Below are 15,808 nucleotides of genomic sequence, written 5' to 3' on the forward strand. Positions count from 1 at the left end.
AATTATTTTTGTACAAAAAATAGTATTTACTTTGTAAGCGGAAATGAAAGATAGTTGTTATGGCCGATTTTTTAAAAATATATGAGGAGAACCCTAACCCGAAAGCGATTGAAAAAGTTGTGACTGTTTTAAAACGAGGCGGGGTTATTATTTATCCAACCGATACTGTTTATGGTTTGGGTTGCGACATTACTAATATTAAGGCTTTAGAGCGTATTGCTAAAATTAAAGGCGTAAAGCTCGAAAAGTCTAATTTCTCATTTATATGCCATGATTTAAGTAATTTGAGCGACTATGTAAAGCAAATAGATACATCGGTTTTTAAGATTTTAAAACGAGCGCTTCCGGGACCTTATACGTTTATTCTTCCAGGGTCTAAATCGTTACCTAATCCGTTTAAAAAAAGAAAAACGGTTGGTATTCGTATACCTGATAATAGCATTGCTTTAGAAATTGTGGAACAGCTTGGAAATCCTATTATATCTACTTCTATTTATGATGAGGATGAAGTTATTGAATACACCACAGATCCTGAGCTTATTTTAGAAAAATGGGACAATTTGGTCGATTTAGTAATCGATGGTGGTTATGGTGATAATGAAGCTTCTACTGTTATTGATTTGTCTGAAGATGAGCCTGTAGTTATAAGAGAAGGGAAGGGGAGTCTGGAGATTTTTTAATTAAGATAAGTAACAAAAAGTCATAAAAAAAGCTCAACTTTAAGTTGAGCTTTTTTAATATGTTTTTAAAACTGATTAGTTTCCACCAGCTTCAAGATTTTTCATTTCTTTTTCAATCATGTCGTAGAACTGATCGATTTTTGGAAGAACAACAATACGTGTACGTCTGTTTTTAGATCTGTTCTCAGCAGTGTCATTATCTACTAACGGTACGTGAGAGCTACGACCAGCAGCAATTAATCTACTAGGGTTAACATCTAAAGTTTGAAGTACTCTAATGATAGATGTAGAACGTTTAACACTTAAATCCCAGTTGTCTAATAATGGATCTTTTTTGTAAGGTACGCTATCTGTGTGTCCTTCAACCATACATTCGAAATCTGGCTTGCTGTTTACTACTTTAGCAACTTTAGCAAGAACTTCTTTTGCTTTTGATGTTACATTGTAGCTACCACTTTTGAATAATAATTTATCTGCGATAGAAATAAATACAACTCCTTTTTCTACATTAACTTCGATATCTGGATCGTTAATACCAACTTCTCTTTTAAAGCTTGTAACTAATGCTAAAGTTACACTGTCCTTTTTAGTTAATGCATCTTGTAAACGAGTAATCTTTAAATCTTTTTCTTTAATACTTTCTAAAGTTTTTTCAATATTACTTGCTCCTTTAGCAGATAAAACTTGTAAGTTGTCATTACTCTTACGTAAATCCTCAATTCGCTCTTCTAAAGCTTCTGCTCTAGCTGTAGCCGCAGATTTGTCTGCGATACAAGAATTTAATTTTACTGTTGTTGAATTAAGTAAATCTTGAGTTTCTTTGTGTTTTGCCTCAAGGTCTGTAAATTGTTTTTTAGAAACGCAAGAACTTAGTAGAAGCGTTGTAGATAAACAAAGTAATAAAAGTTTTTTCATAATGTGATATGTGGATTAGAATTCCTTAAAATTGATTAAACAAAAATATGTAAAAAACACTTAATTTTAGCTATGTTAACAAAACTTTTGCTAACTATTCATAAACTATTGTAAATGTTCTTTTTATTTACGAAATAATCAAACACTATGGATGTTCTCTTATAATATTTTATTTTATTCTTTGTCGATTTTCTCTGTTTTAACAGTCGGATAAAGCTTTTATAAAACCCAAAGTGAGCTTTAATTATTGCGATGGTATGCTTTGGTTTTAATTCTACTAAAAACTTTAGCCCAGCGATACCATCTAAAACCAATCTAATAAGTATTAAAGGCAGCAATAACCCCTTTGCATTTTTTGTTAATGTAAACAGGCTGTTTCTAAAATTTAAATACGTTTTTTTAGGGTTAGTATTATTGAGGGTAGCACCACCTACGTGGTAAACTTCAGATTGACCGACATATTTTACAGTATACCCAGCATTTTTAGCTCTCCAGCACAAGTCTATTTCTTCCATATGAGCGAAAAAATGTTCATCCAATCCATCAAGCTGTTCGAATATATCTTTTCTAATAAAAAAACATGCTCCAGATGCCCAAAATATTTCAGCAGTATCATCATATTGTTGGGTGTCTTTTTCTATGGTGTTAAAAATGCGTCCCCTGCAATATGGGTAACCATATTTATCTATATAACCTCCGGCAGCACCTGCGTATTCAAAATAATCCTTCTTTTTATAATCTAATAGCTTCGGTTGAATTATGGCAGTATTGGTTTCTTTTTCAAAGATTTCAATAACAGGAAGCAGCCAGTTTTTAGTAACTTCAATATCGCTATTAAGTAAACAAAAAGCATCTGCATCTATATGCTTTAATGCATCGTTATAGCCTTTGGCATAACCTCCATTTTCTTTGTTCTGAATTATTTCTACAGAAGGATAATGTTCTTTCACATAAGAAACAGAATCGTCGGTAGAGGCATTGTCTGCTACATAAATAGAAGCTTCTTGGGAGTATTCGGTAACAGATGGTAAAAACTGCTCTAAAAGTTTTTTGCCGTTCCAATTTAGTATAACGATTGCTAGTTTCAAATTGTAATAATATGTTTTAAAAATTTATTTCTTTGCTTGTTTTTTTACTGCCAACTGATCACTGCCTACTGTCTACTGCTAACTACCTACTAAAATCAGGGATTTCCCTTAAAAAATTATACTGTTCATTTTCAAAATCCATTTGACAATAATAATGATTTAATCCGTTTGTAACCATTAAATAAGTCGCATTCAGCTCTAAATTATAGCGTGCTATTTGATCGAATGTATCTTGATTTATAACAATTTTGGGTGCTTTACATTCTACAATTAAATGAATACTGCCGTTAGAATTATAAACCACAATATCGTATCGTTTTTTTAAAGTGTTAACGGTCAGTTCTTTTTCAACATTAATTAAAGATTTCGGATAGCCCTTGTTATGTATTAAATATTGAACGCAGTGCTGACGTACCCATTCTTCGGGTTGTAAAATCACAAATTTTTTACGAATGCTATCGAAAATAGAAATTTTATTTTCGTTATTTTTGAATCGAAACGAAAACTTTGGAAAATTAAGTTCTTGCATTAATGCATACTGATTTTTTTCAAAGTTAAGTTACAAAACCAGAAATCACAATATTCAAGCATCAAATCCTATATAAATTATAATTCCTACTTTGGGTTTTGAGCTTGTAATTTGAAAATTTAAGAGAGTTTGGACGAAGTCAAACAATTAGTTACCGATATAAAGAATAAAAATTTAAAGCCAATTTACTTTCTTATGGGAGAGGAGCCTTATTATATAGATAAGATTTCCGATTTTATTGAAAGCTCGGTTTTAGCAGAAGAGGAGCGTGGTTTTAACCAGATGGTTTTATATGGTAGGGATATTACAATTGATGATATTGTTAGTAATGCGAAGCGCTTTCCTATGATGGCAGAGCATCAGGTGGTTATTGTTAAGGAAGCTCAAGACTTATCGCGTACTATTGAAAAACTGGCAGCTTATGCCGAAAATCCACAACCTACCACAGTTTTAGTGGTTAACTATAAGTATAAAAAGATTGATAAACGTAAAGCTTTATATAAAACCCTGAAAAAAACAGGTATAGTTTACGAAAGTAAAAAGCTTTATGAAAATCAGGTAGCCGATTGGATTCGTCGGGTTTTGGCTCCTAAAAAATACTCAATTGCTCCCAAGGCCGCCCAGATGCTTGTTGAGTTTTTAGGAACAGATTTAAGTAAAATAAATAACGAGCTGGAAAAGCTTCAAATTATTTTACCAAAAGAAACTCAAATTTCACCAGAACATATTGAAGAAAATATTGGTATTAGTAAGGATTATAACAATTTTGAGCTTCGAAAAGCTATTGGAGAAAAGAATACGATAAAAGCATACCGAATAGTTAATTACTTTGCAGACAATCCTAAGGATAACCCTATGGTTGTAACCGTATCTTTGTTGTTTAACTTCTTTTCTCAGTTACTTCATTTTCATGGATTAAAGGATAAATCGCCTCGAAACGTTGCTTCTGCCTTAAAGGTGAATCCGTATTTTGTAAACGAATATATTACTGCGGCAAGACATTACCCAATGCGTAAAGTAAGTGCTGTGGTTGCTACATTAAGAGAATTTGATGTAAAGAGTAAAGGTGTAGGAGCTCATGCAGTTCCGCAAGGTGATTTATTAAAAGAATTGTTGGTAAGAATATTATCTAATTAAAATATGGCAGTAGATATTCACGAAAGCTGGAAACCTTATTTAGAAAAGGAATTTGAGAAACCTTATTTTAAGGATCTGATACGTTTTGTAAGATCTGAGTATAAGTCTCAAACATGTTTCCCGCCAGGAAAACAAATCTTTAATGCTTTTAACCATTGTCATTTTGACGATGTAAAAGTAGTTATAATTGGTCAAGACCCTTACCATGGTCACGGACAGGCCAACGGTTTATGCTTTTCTGTAAATAATGGCATTGCTCATCCGCCTTCATTAATCAATATTTTTAAAGAAATTGAAGCAGATTTAGGTATTCCGTATCCAGAAAGTGGCGATCTTATGCGTTGGGCAGACCAAGGGGTGTTATTGCTAAATGCTACATTAACAGTTAGAGCACATCAAGCAGGAAGTCATCAAAAGCAAGGTTGGGAGACTTTTACCGATGCTACTATAAAAATTATAAGCGATAGCAAAGAGAATATCGTGTTTTTACTATGGGGTGGCTATGCCAAGCAAAAAGTAAAGTTGATAAACACTAATAAGCATAAGATATTAACTTCCGGACACCCTTCACCCTTAAGTGCAAACAGGGGCTACTGGTTTGGAAATAAACATTTTAGTAAGACTAACTCCCTGTTGGAGCAAGCTGCTCAGGCTCCTGTTCGTTGGTAATGTGAGGCGTAAGCACCACAGGTTTTTTATTAGGCTTAACTGTTCTTTCAATTTTGTTAGAGCTAAATTTTAGCAATAACAAATTGATTGTTACGAGTACGGTGAGGGAGATGGAAATTGTTAATAGCATATCTTCGGGGCATTAAAACATCGGCAAAATACAATTTTTGTCGATCAAAAACAAACTTAATTAATTATTAATCAAATATTAACGCAAAATTAGTAAATATAGAGCTACGTACAATAAGTAGTTCTACGTATATTTTACATTTTTAATATTATGATAATTCTTACTTGTAATAATTAAGGTTTTCTTATTTTTTTAAGAATTTTTTTTGAAAGTGCATGTTTATTTAACGTAATTGATATTGCTTTTAATTTAAAATAAGCTTCACTCATATAAATATAGCCGCCATTGCCCACTCTTTCCGAGTCTTTTCCCCACGAATTCTTCACTTTATAGTAGGTATTTCCAGTTTGGTCTTTCAATAATCCGGTGATATGCATTAAATGATCGTCTGTGGTGTTAAAGTTTTCAAATTCTTGTTGTCTTAATTCTTGGGTTATTGTTTTTTCTTCCGAAACATTTACAAAAGCATCTTCTATTTTTATGTCTTCCTTTGGGATAATTGCTAAACCATATTTGGAAGAAAATGCTTTTTCGCTAACATCACAGTCCAACTCAATAGTGAAACCTTTTTCGAGAGCATCATTTACAATACGTGTTAATTCATTCAGTTCTACATTGAAAAAAAGACCATTGGAAAAATTATCAGGAATGTTTAATATAAAATTTGTGTAAAAGGGTTTATGGGCGAACGAAGTAATGGTAACATAGTCTTTTGGGTTAATGCCCATTTGCTGCATAAAAGATATTGGGGTATGTTGAACATCATTATAACTAAACCTAGAAACATTTTTACCGAGGTAAGTATCTAAAATAGCATTAACATCTTTTTTCCAATTAAAACTTCCAGGTTCCTTTATATAGTTATCTAAAGTTTTTTTCAACGTATCTACTAATTTAGAATGGTCGTGTTTGGTACTTTCGTTTAACAAGCCTGTATAAGTCGTATTTGGTACAAATCCGTGTTTCGATATACTATTAATAACATCATGAGCAAGTCCACCCTCGCTAAATTGTGCTTTTCCTTGTCTCATAATATAGTTCCAGGATTTGTTAATATAGGTGTGGCGGACGTTGTACATTTCAGATAAATCGACTTTGTGTCCATTAATACGAATTATTTCACTTTCTAGAAAAGACGAGGTAGAAAAACTCCAACAAGTACCTGTTTTATCTTGGCTAATTACATCTGTAGCCTCTAGGTCTATAATGGTCTTAAAATCATAAGATTGTGAATGTGAAAAAAATATAAATAACACAAAAATGACAGCTGAAAATTTATTTTTCATAATGAAATAAGCGATTTAATGAAATAAAATTTATTTTTGACTAAAATAATGAAAATGAATCAAGACGATTGGGTAATTGTTAAAGAATATCAAGACATTACTTATAAAAAACGTAATGGTGTTGCGCGTATCGCTTTTAATAGACCAGATGTTCGTAATGCGTTTAGACCGAAAACAACTAGCGAATTATATGATGCCTTTTATGATGCCAATGAAGATGTTAATATTGGTGTCGTATTATTATCTGCTGAAGGGCCGTCGAGTAAGGATGGCGTATATTCTTTTTGCAGCGGAGGCGATCAAAAAGCAAGAGGTCATCAAGGTTATGTAGGCGAAGATGGATATCATCGTTTAAATATTTTAGAAGTTCAACGATTAATTCGTTTTATGCCCAAGGCTGTTATTGCCGTTGTACCGGGTTGGGCTGTTGGTGGTGGACATAGTTTACATGTTGTTTGCGATTTAACACTTGCAAGTAAAGAACATGCTATTTTTAAACAAACGGATGCCGATGTTACCAGTTTCGATGGTGGTTATGGGTCTGCTTATTTAGCAAAAATGGTAGGGCAGAAAAAAGCACGTGAGATATTTTTCTTGGGCAGAAACTATTCGGCACAAGAAGCTTTCGAGATGGGCATGGTTAATGCCGTAGTGCCTCATGAAGAATTAGAAGATACTGCTTATGAGTGGGCACAAGAAATATTGGCGAAATCTCCTACATCTATAAAAATGCTTAAATTCGCCATGAATTTAACAGACGATGGTATGGTTGGTCAGCAAGTATTTGCAGGAGAAGCTACTCGATTAGCGTATATGACCGATGAAGCCGTTGAGGGTAGAAATGCCTTTCTTGAAAAACGTAAGCCTAATTTTGATAAAAAATGGATACCTTAAATGAATAAAGTCTCTCACTGGATTGCCTCAATGCGTTTACGAACGCTTCCCTTATCTATATCGGGCATCATTTTGGCATCGTGTTTAGCTGAATATAATGGTTGTTTTGACTGGAAAATAGGTTTACTGGCTATTCTTACTACCTTGAGTTTTCAAATATTATCCAACTTGGCCAACGATTATGGCGATGGTATTAAAGGAACGGATAATAACGACAGAATTGGTCCAGAGCGTGCCATTCAGTCTGGAAAAATATCACCGGAAGAGATGTTTAATGCCATTAAAATAAATGTCTTAATCTCTATAGGGTTAGCTTTTTTACTCATTTTTACGGCGTTTGGAGTAAAACACTTTTTGCTTACATTGTTGTTTTTTGTGTTAGGTATTGCATCTGTTGTAGGTGCCATAAAATATACTGTTGGGAGTAATGCTTACGGTTATAGAGGCTTGGGCGATTTGTTCGTATTTGTTTTCTTTGGATTGGTAAGTGTTATTGGGTGCTATGTTTTGTATGCAAAAACTATAGACCACGTAGTATTTCTTCCAGCTTGCACCATTGGCTTGTTAAGCGTCGGTGTACTCAACCTTAATAATATGCGGGATATTATATCGGATAAAAAATCGAATAAAATAACTCTGGCAGTTAAGTTGGGAAACGAAAATGCTAAAAAATACCATTATCCACTCATTGGGCTAGCCATTGTGTTGTCTGCTTTGTTTGGGATTTTATATTATACCTCGCCTTATAATTTAATTTTTGTTGTAACTTATATACCTTTATTCATCCATATAAAAAAGGTAAGTAAAAATGAAAATCCAAAACTATTGGATCCGGAATTAAAAAAGTTAGCTTTAACTACAGTGCTATTAGCAATTCTAATGGGAGTAGGACATTTATTGTAAAATAGAACTATAATTGTAATAGAATTTATAACCATTATATAATATATTCATTGCACTATAATTACAATGTTTACAAAAGAAAATTTCTTATTACTAAAAAGAGCAAAAAGCAATTTTTAATTCTCGAGTAAAAGCTGTATTTTTCTAAATAAATACATATTCAAATGAAGATTACATTTTATGGTCACGCAAGCTTGGGTATACATGTAAATAATGTAGATATACTAGTAGATCCGTTCATTACTGGTAATCCTAAAGCATCACATATAGATATAAGCGAATTAAAAGCCGACTACATTTTGGTAACGCATGCGCATCAAGATCATATTTTAGATGTTGAAGCTATTGCTAGACGAACCGGAGCTGTGGTTGTTTCAAATTATGAGATCGCTACACACTATGGGAAATTAGGAATAGAAAGCCATCCAATGAATCATGGAGGAACATGGCGTTTTGATTTTGGCACGGTTAAATATGTATATGCTGTACATACATCGTCTTTCCCAGATGGTAGTTATGGTGGACAACCAGGAGGTTTTGTGATTGAAAGCGAGCACAAAAATATTTATATCGCGGGAGATACAGCATTAACTTACGATATGAAACTTATTCCGCTTCAAACCAAGTTGGATTTAGCTATTTTACCTTTAGGTGATAACTTTACCATGGGTGTTAACGATGCTATTTTGGCCAGTGATTTTGTGGATTGCGATAAGGTGTTAGGCTGCCATTATGATACGTTTGGATACATAGAAATTAACCATGAGCAAGCTAAACGAAAGTTTTTCGAAAAAGAAAAGGATTTAATGCTTCTAGAAATTGGTGATTTTATTGAATTATAGATGATAACAGCATCTTATAAGAAATACATCTTAAATTTTAAACAAGCTAGTGGTACCTCTCGAGGTATTTTAAAAACTAAAGAAACCTGGTTGCTTGTTTTAAATTCAAAGGAGAAGCAGGGTATAGGTGAGTGTGGCGTGTTTAGAGGACTTTCCGTCGATGACAGACCAGACTACGAAGAAAAACTACAATGGCTTTGTAAAAACATTAATAATAGCTTAGATGATTTACTGTCCGAATTAATCGAATTCCCAAGTATTCAATTTGGTTTGGAAATGGCTTTGAAATCTTTAAAAAGCCAGGATAGATTTGAATTATTTCCGTCAAAATTCACACAGAGTAAAGATTCAATTCCAATAAACGGTTTAATCTGGATGGGAACAGAGGCTTTTATGAAACAGCAGATAAAGGAAAAGCTAAAAGCAGGTTTCACATGCATTAAAATGAAAATTGGAGCCATCGATTTTCAATCGGAAATAGATCTTCTAAAATCTATTAGAAAAGAATATACGTCCAAAGACATTGAGCTACGCGTAGATGCTAATGGTGCATTTTCGCCTACCGAAGCCCTGGAAAAATTAAAGGTATTATCCGATTTCGATTTGCATTCTATTGAACAGCCCATAAAACAAGGTCAGATTGAAGCTATGGCAGATTTATGTAACACCACACCATTGCCTATTGCCTTAGATGAAGAATTAATTGGTGTTTTTACTGTAACAAAGAAGCTGGAATTACTACAAATGATAAATCCGCAGTATATCATTTTAAAACCAAGTTTGGTTGGAGGGTTTAAAGGCAGTGACGAATGGATCGATATAGCAGAGCAATTACAGATAGGATGGTGGATTACCAGCGCCTTAGAAAGTAATATTGGGTTAAATGCTATTGCACAATACACCTATAACAAGCAAAGTAATTTGCCACAAGGCTTGGGAACAGGAACATTGTTTACCAATAATTTCGATTCACCATTACAAGTTAAAAATGGTACATTGCAATACAATAACAGTATGAATTGGAACATAAATATTTAAAAGATGTATATAACTCAAGCTTATAAAGGATTGCATGATTGGTGGCGGTATATAATAGGAGTAATAATTGCCATTTTAGGTGTTTTTGCTTTTTCCTTACCGCATGTAGTAGCCATAATAATCGGTACATTTAAAGGTGATATAGACCAATCGCAAATGAATGATACAAGCTATGTTATGGGACTATTTGAACCTAACTTAAACTTAGTTTTTATATTATTACCTTTTGCCGGTGGATTGTTATTTCTACTATTAGCAGTTAAATATTTACATAAGCAATCGTTAAAACATTTAACAACTACCAGAAAAAAAATAGATTGGAAACGGTTTTGGTTTATTTTCTTTCTATGGGGTATTGTTTCAAGTAGTTTTGTTTTAATTGACTATGTTCTTACACCAGAAGACTATGTATTTAATTTTAAATTGGGTCCCTTTTTAATACTTTGTGTTATTGCCATTGCGCTAATACCTTTACAAACGAGTTTTGAAGAGTATTTATTTAGAGGGTATTTAATGCAAGGGATTGGAATTATTGCAAAAAACAAATGGGTGCCATTAGTCATTACTTCATTGGTTTTTGGCGTGTTACATATTGCAAACCCAGAGGTTGAAAAATTAGGGTATGTTATTATGGTTTATTACATCGGTACAGGATTGGTATTGGGGATAATGACGCTTATGGATGAAGGTATGGAGTTGGCTTTAGGGTTTCATGCTGCAAATAATTTGTTTACGGCCCTTTTGGTTACAGCAGATTGGACAGCTTTTCAAACACATTCTATCTTTAAGGATATGTCAGATCCGCAAACCATGGGAGTTATGGAAATATTTGTTCCCGTATTTGTAGTGTTTCCTATATTGCTTTTTATTCTATCTAAAAAGTACAAATGGACAAATTGGAAGGATAAACTTTTCGGAACCGTTACAGAACCACCAAATGAAAATTATAAAATAATAGAAGATATAGGAAGTGACACCAGAATATAATAAAGTTCATAACAGGTTTAAGCTTAATGGTATTCATTATACATATGAAGACCTTATGGAAGTGGCATATAGTTTTGTTAAAGAGGGTATGCCATACGAAGCACTTATTGGTGAGTTTTTACTCGATTGGTTAGATCATCATGAGGTTATAAAAGTGAATACCTCTGGCTCTACAGGAAAACCAAAACGTATTTCAATTAATAAACAAGCTATGGTAAGTTCTGCCATAGCCACAGGAAATTTTTTCAATTTAAAGCCGGGCGATAAAGCATTACATTGTTTACCATCAAATTTTATAGCTGGTAAAATGATGCTTATTAGAGCTGTCATTCTTGGATTAGAAGTGGATTTGGTAGCACCAACTTTACAACCGGATTTTAACACAAAAACCTATTATGATTTTTGTGCCATGATTCCAGCACAACTGCAAAATTCATTAGATAAGTCTAGTCGAATAAAAACAATTATTGTTGGAGGAGCACCAGTTTCGAGTGCATTGAGGCATGCTGTTCAAGATATACCTTCTAATGTTTATGAAACTTACGGTATGACCGAAACGGTTACCCATATTGCAGTTAAAAAAACAAATAATTTTAACAGTGAAAAAGAAGAAGGGCTTGCAAAAGCCTCTTATTTTCAAACCCTGCCAAATGTTAGGATTTCTCAAGATAAAAGAGATTGCTTAGTAATAGAAGCCCCAGAGCTTTTAAAAGATAAGATTGTAACGAACGATATTGTTAAATGCCATTCGGAAACAGAGTTTGAATGGTTAGGGCGTTACGACAATGTTATAAATTCCGGAGGTCTAAAACTGTTTCCTGAAACGATTGAAGCTAAACTTCAAGATAAAATAAAGGAACGGTATTTTGTAGCTTCAACCCCTCACGAAACTTTAGGAGAACAGCTTGTTCTAGTTCTGGAAGGCGATTCCAATAAGCTTAACGAATCTATTTTTGCTGACTTGGACAAACTTGAAAAACCAAAAAGTGTTTTTGCGGTAAAGGAGTTTGTAGAAACCGATTCAGGAAAAATTCAGCGCAAAAAAACATTGGAGTTATTAGATTTATAACCTTAAGTCGTAACTTTGTCAACTTTTTCAAGACTAATTAGAAAAAAATTATGGATTTTATTAAACGTGTTTTATCTACTGTAACAGGTATTATTGTATTTTTTGTTATCTGTTTTTTAGGTTTTATAATCATTGGACTTTTATTCGGGTCATCATCAGAAGACACCGTACAAGTAAAAACCAATTCTGTTTTAGAATTAACATTGGACTTTCCTATAAAGGATTATGCCGATAAAACAGAGTTTGCAAAATATCCAATTTTGAACGAAGACGAAAAAAATGGTTTATTCAACATTATAGATGCTATTGATTATGCTGCAACTGATAGTAAGATTAAAGGCATTTCAATAGATAACAACTTCATTAGTGCTGGAATTTCACAAATAAGAGCTTTAAGGAATGCTCTGCTTAAATTTAAGGAATCCGGAAAATTTATCGTAGCATACGCCGATGTTTATACACAAAAGGATTATTATTTAAGTTCCGTAGCCGATACGGTTTATATAAATCCAGCTGGTATGATGGAGTTTAAAGGACTCTATTCGGAGCGTTTGTATTTTAAGGATTTTCAAGAAAAATCTGGTTTTAAGATGGAAGTGGTACGATTTGGAAAGTACAAAAGTGCCGCAGAACCATTTTTAGCAAATAAAATGAGTGATGAAAACAGAGAACAAATTTCTGTTTATTTAAATGGTCTTTGGCATGAAATGAAGCAGGATATTTCTAAGAGCAGGAATATTGCACCAGAGCGATTAAACACAATTGCAGATAGCTTGTTGGCAAGAAATGCAGATTTAGCCAAAAACTCTCAGTTAATAGACAAAATAGCTTATCATGACGAATATGTAAGCGATATAAAGAAAGCTGTTAGCGTCTTGCCTAATAAAGATTTAAAAACTATAGCCATTGCAGATTATAGTATTTATGTAGCTAATAAATTGAAAGCTAATAAAAGTAAAAACAAAATAGCTGTTGTTTATGCTGAAGGTGATATAGTTTATGGAGAGGGTAGTAAGGAGAACGTTGGAAATATTGTTATGAATGCCTCTTTAAAAGAGGTGAGAGAAGATGATAGAGTCAAAGCCGTTGTTTTACGTATCAACTCTCCAGGAGGAAGTGCCTTGGCAAGTGAATTAATCTGGAGGGAAATAGAATTAACCAAAGCAGTAAAACCCGTTATTGTTTCAATGGGGGATGTTGCGGCTTCTGGTGGTTATTATATCGCATGTAATGCCGATAAAATTATAGCAGAACCAACAACCATTACTGGAAGTATTGGTGTATTTGGCATGCTACCCAATGGAGAGCAATTAGCAGAAAATATGGGGATTAATGCAGAACAGGTTGTAACGAACAAAAATGCAGTTACTTATAGCTTTTTTGAGCCTTTAAATGAGGAGCAACGCGCTTTTATTAAAGAAGGCATTGTAGATATTTATGAATTATTTACGAGTCGTGTTGCAGAAGGTCGTAGTATGGAACAGGATAGTGTAAAAGTGATTGCCCAAGGGCGTGTATGGACGGGAGTGGATGCTTTAAATAACGGTTTGGTAGATGAATTAGGCGGATTGGATTTAGCGTTACAAAGAGCCTCTGAAGCAGCCGAAATTGAAAATTACAAAATAAAAGAGTTTCCTGTTTACGAAAAGAACCTTGACGAAATGCTTAAGGATTTAGGTTTGGTAGAAGCTAAAGAAGCGCTTATAAAAGAGGAACTTGGCGAAGAAAACTATAGAGTTTTCAAAGAAATAAAAGCGATGTCCAGAAAGAAAGGGGTTCAATTGTTGTTCCCTTATAGTTTGGAGATTAAATAGTATAAAAGCGTAATATTTAAAAAGAGGTCTAAAAAGTGTCATTCAGAACACCCGCCTGCCGGACGGGCAGGTAGTGAACCTGCCTGCCGGCAGGCAGGGAATCTCATAAAAATTAAATATCTGTTTATTAAAGTGTTGAGATTTTTCGACTTTAGTTTATGCTGAGCATAGTCGAAGTACTCAAAATGACAATCCAAGAACTTTTTAGACCTTTTTTTATGCTTTACTCATCCAAAAGAATACTTCACTCATTGTAGGTTTTATAAGAAGTGGTTTGCAGTTAGTTTTATGCTAAACTTTAAAATCGACTATCATGAAAACACTACTTAAAATCTTTTTTTTATTTGCAATTTCTGTTCAAATACAGGCTCAAGATCTACGTTTAATATCAGGAAAAGTAACAGCCGCTAGTGATAATTCCCCACTACCCGGAGCAACTGTGATAATTAAAGGTACCTTAAAGGGAGCCTCTACTAATTGGGAAGGACTTTATCAAATTAAGGCAAAGCCAACAGATACACTTGTTTTTAGCTATGTTGGTTTTAGATCACAAGAAAAAAAAGTAGGAAGCCTCAGCGAAATTTCCGTTACTCTTGAAGACGATATTTCTACATTAGATGAAATTGTTGTTACGGGGTATGCAGTGACTAAAAAGGCTAGTATAACAGGTTCTGTTGTTTCTGTTAAGTCTGAATCAGTAGCTTCAAAAATATCAGGAAAAGTTAGAGGAGTTAAGGTTGGTAAAGAAGAACCGCAATCTGGTTTATTAACTGCTGGAGAAATTAATGATCTGGAAAAATGGAATGAATGGAAAGAAAATCTAAAGAAAGAAGAATATAAAACCATACAGCAGAACTGGAATTTCTATTTAGAAAACAAAATACAAGTAAGTGTAAACGATAAAAAGGGAAAGCCATTAAACAACATAAAGGTGTCGTTGTTTAATGAATCAAACCAATTGATAATGACCGCAAGAACAGATTTTACTGGAGAAGTAACATTATTTAAAGATTTAAACTATAAAAGTGAAGATGATTTTTATACAATTCAAATTCAGCAAAAAAACAAAGTTTTAGGTAAAAAAATAACAAACACATATCAGCGTATTGCATTTGTATTAGATGAGCAATCGCAGACAAACGATATTGATGTTATGTTTACTATCGATGCTACCGGATCGATGGGAGACGAAATAGATTATTTAAAATCTGAATTAAAAAATATCATTTCAAGATTAGATGAAAGCATAGACGATAAACGTGTGGCGTTAACATTTTATAGGGATTTTGGCGATGCATATGTTGTTAAGGATTTCGATTTTAATTCGAATATCGATGCCGTAAAGGATATTCTATCTAAACAAAGCGCAGATGGTGGTGGAGATTACGAAGAAGCCGTAGAAGAAGCTTTAAAAGTCTCAATGAGCAAGAATTGGAATATCTATGCAAAAACTAAATTGATGTTTTTATTGCTTGATGCTCCACCACACTTTACCGAAAAGAACGTGGCAATTATTAAAGAGCAGATAAAACTGGCACAGGAGAAAGGCATAAAGATAATCCCGATTGTAGCGAGTGGAGCAAATAAAAATGTTGAATTCTTAATGCGTTTCTTTAGTGTTTCAACAAATGGGACTTATGTGTTTATTACAGATGATAGTGGGATTGGCAATCCGCATTTAAAACCAAGTACCGATGATTATAAAGTGGAAAAACTAAATGATTTAATAGTGAGGTTAATAGAAAAGTATTCTGGGGTGGTGAGTTGATTTTAAGCACACTATCGTTCCCGAGTTACGACCGTGGTAATCTTAGTTTTTAATTTAAA

The 15,808-nt window shown here is 33.5% G+C and carries 15 protein-coding genes; 11 read left to right on the top strand and 4 right to left on the bottom strand.

All coding sequences use genetic code 11. The features are described from left to right. Positions 1-59 precede the first annotated feature (59 nt). Positions 60-680 carry an L-threonylcarbamoyladenylate synthase gene (locus tag C1H87_RS22995; RefSeq protein WP_102758070.1) on the top strand — a complete coding sequence of 207 codons (621 nt, stop codon included), beginning with the start codon at positions 60-62 and terminating at the stop codon, positions 678-680. A gap of 75 nt (positions 681-755) precedes the next feature. On the opposite strand, the gene C1H87_RS23000 is transcribed toward C1H87_RS22995, so the two are convergent. The 3 genes from C1H87_RS23000 to C1H87_RS23010 all read right to left on the bottom strand — a co-directional run bounded on the left by C1H87_RS23000 (position 756) and on the right by C1H87_RS23010 (position 3,212). Next, positions 756-1,595, bottom strand: coding sequence for an OmpA/MotB family protein (locus C1H87_RS23000; RefSeq protein ID WP_102758071.1), 840 nt, complete (start codon positions 1,593-1,595; stop codon positions 756-758). 98 nt (positions 1,596-1,693) lie between these two features. Further along, a complete protein-coding gene (locus C1H87_RS23005; RefSeq protein WP_102758072.1) occupies positions 1,694-2,683 on the bottom strand; it encodes a glycosyltransferase family 2 protein in 990 nt (329 codons plus the stop codon). 82 nt (positions 2,684-2,765) lie between these two features. Further along, the gene (locus C1H87_RS23010; protein WP_102758073.1) at positions 2,766-3,212 is read right to left on the bottom strand and encodes a type I restriction enzyme HsdR N-terminal domain-containing protein; all 447 of its coding nucleotides are present in this window, start codon (positions 3,210-3,212) and stop codon (positions 2,766-2,768) included. A 129-nt stretch (positions 3,213-3,341) separates the two neighbouring features. Here C1H87_RS23010 and holA point away from each other — a divergent pair, with 129 nt between their 5' ends. Together holA and ung are read left to right on the top strand one after the other, a co-directional pair. Then, on the top strand, positions 3,342-4,349 hold the full coding sequence (holA, locus tag C1H87_RS23015) for a DNA polymerase III subunit delta (protein WP_102758074.1): 1,008 nt from the start codon (positions 3,342-3,344) through the stop codon (positions 4,347-4,349). A 3-nt stretch (positions 4,350-4,352) separates the two neighbouring features. Then, positions 4,353-5,018 (top strand): uracil-DNA glycosylase, encoded by a 666-nt coding sequence (gene ung, locus C1H87_RS23020; RefSeq protein WP_102758075.1) that lies wholly within the window; start codon positions 4,353-4,355, stop codon positions 5,016-5,018. Positions 5,019-5,321: 303 nt separating this feature from the next. Here ung and C1H87_RS23025 read toward each other — a convergent pair whose 3' ends face one another. Then, positions 5,322-6,434, bottom strand: coding sequence for a C1 family peptidase (locus C1H87_RS23025; RefSeq protein ID WP_102758076.1), 1,113 nt, complete (start codon positions 6,432-6,434; stop codon positions 5,322-5,324). A 54-nt stretch (positions 6,435-6,488) separates the two neighbouring features. Between C1H87_RS23025 and C1H87_RS23030 the strand changes: the two genes are divergently transcribed. The 8 genes from C1H87_RS23030 to C1H87_RS23065 all read left to right on the top strand — a co-directional run bounded on the left by C1H87_RS23030 (position 6,489) and on the right by C1H87_RS23065 (position 15,749). Next, positions 6,489-7,328 carry a 1,4-dihydroxy-2-naphthoyl-CoA synthase gene (locus C1H87_RS23030; protein WP_102758077.1) on the top strand — a complete coding sequence of 280 codons (840 nt, stop codon included), beginning with the start codon at positions 6,489-6,491 and terminating at the stop codon, positions 7,326-7,328. Continuing rightward, positions 7,329-8,231 (top strand): 1,4-dihydroxy-2-naphthoate octaprenyltransferase, encoded by a 903-nt coding sequence (gene menA, locus C1H87_RS23035; RefSeq protein ID WP_102758078.1) that lies wholly within the window; start codon positions 7,329-7,331, stop codon positions 8,229-8,231. It abuts the gene before it with no gap. Between the two features lie 164 nt (positions 8,232-8,395). After that, the gene (locus C1H87_RS23040) at positions 8,396-9,073 is read left to right on the top strand and encodes a metal-dependent hydrolase (protein ID WP_102758079.1); all 678 of its coding nucleotides are present in this window, start codon (positions 8,396-8,398) and stop codon (positions 9,071-9,073) included. Further along, a complete protein-coding gene (locus C1H87_RS23045; protein WP_102758080.1) occupies positions 9,074-10,111 on the top strand; it encodes an o-succinylbenzoate synthase in 1,038 nt (345 codons plus the stop codon). It abuts the gene before it with no gap. A 3-nt stretch (positions 10,112-10,114) separates the two neighbouring features. Further along, positions 10,115-11,098 (top strand): CPBP family intramembrane glutamic endopeptidase, encoded by a 984-nt coding sequence (locus tag C1H87_RS23050; RefSeq protein ID WP_102758081.1) that lies wholly within the window; start codon positions 10,115-10,117, stop codon positions 11,096-11,098. Next, positions 11,082-12,167, top strand: coding sequence for an AMP-binding protein (locus C1H87_RS23055; RefSeq protein ID WP_102758082.1), 1,086 nt, complete (start codon positions 11,082-11,084; stop codon positions 12,165-12,167). Before C1H87_RS23050 ends, C1H87_RS23055 begins: the two co-directional genes overlap by 17 nt. Positions 12,168-12,217: 50 nt before the next feature. Beyond that, a complete protein-coding gene (sppA, locus tag C1H87_RS23060) occupies positions 12,218-13,981 on the top strand; it encodes a signal peptide peptidase SppA (protein ID WP_102758083.1) in 1,764 nt (587 codons plus the stop codon). Between the two features lie 313 nt (positions 13,982-14,294). Further along, on the top strand, positions 14,295-15,749 hold the full coding sequence (locus C1H87_RS23065; RefSeq protein WP_102758084.1) for a carboxypeptidase-like regulatory domain-containing protein: 1,455 nt from the start codon (positions 14,295-14,297) through the stop codon (positions 15,747-15,749). Positions 15,750-15,808 lie beyond the last annotated feature (59 nt).

This window comes from Flavivirga eckloniae, from assembly GCF_002886045.1.
Lineage (GTDB): Bacteria > Bacteroidota > Bacteroidia > Flavobacteriales > Flavobacteriaceae > Flavivirga > Flavivirga eckloniae.

Excerpts from the sequence above, each read along its gene's own strand:
- C1H87_RS22995 (WP_102758070.1), top strand. The coding sequence starts at position 60 with ATGGCCGATTTTTTAAAAATATATGAGGAGAACCCTAACCCGAAAGCG.
- C1H87_RS23000 (WP_102758071.1), bottom strand. The coding sequence starts at position 1,595 with ATGAAAAAACTTTTATTACTTTGTTTATCTACAACGCTTCTACTAAGT.
- C1H87_RS23010 (WP_102758073.1), bottom strand. The coding sequence starts at position 3,212 with ATGCAAGAACTTAATTTTCCAAAGTTTTCGTTTCGATTCAAAAATAAC.
- ung (WP_102758075.1), top strand. The coding sequence starts at position 4,353 with ATGGCAGTAGATATTCACGAAAGCTGGAAACCTTATTTAGAAAAGGAA.
- C1H87_RS23025 (WP_102758076.1), bottom strand. The coding sequence starts at position 6,434 with ATGAAAAATAAATTTTCAGCTGTCATTTTTGTGTTATTTATATTTTTT.
- C1H87_RS23030 (WP_102758077.1), top strand. The coding sequence starts at position 6,489 with ATGAATCAAGACGATTGGGTAATTGTTAAAGAATATCAAGACATTACT.
- menA (WP_102758078.1), top strand. The coding sequence starts at position 7,329 with ATGAATAAAGTCTCTCACTGGATTGCCTCAATGCGTTTACGAACGCTT.
- C1H87_RS23040 (WP_102758079.1), top strand. The coding sequence starts at position 8,396 with ATGAAGATTACATTTTATGGTCACGCAAGCTTGGGTATACATGTAAAT.
- C1H87_RS23045 (WP_102758080.1), top strand. The coding sequence starts at position 9,074 with ATGATAACAGCATCTTATAAGAAATACATCTTAAATTTTAAACAAGCT.
- C1H87_RS23050 (WP_102758081.1), top strand. The coding sequence starts at position 10,115 with ATGTATATAACTCAAGCTTATAAAGGATTGCATGATTGGTGGCGGTAT.
- sppA (WP_102758083.1), top strand. The coding sequence starts at position 12,218 with ATGGATTTTATTAAACGTGTTTTATCTACTGTAACAGGTATTATTGTA.
- C1H87_RS23065 (WP_102758084.1), top strand. The coding sequence starts at position 14,295 with ATGAAAACACTACTTAAAATCTTTTTTTTATTTGCAATTTCTGTTCAA.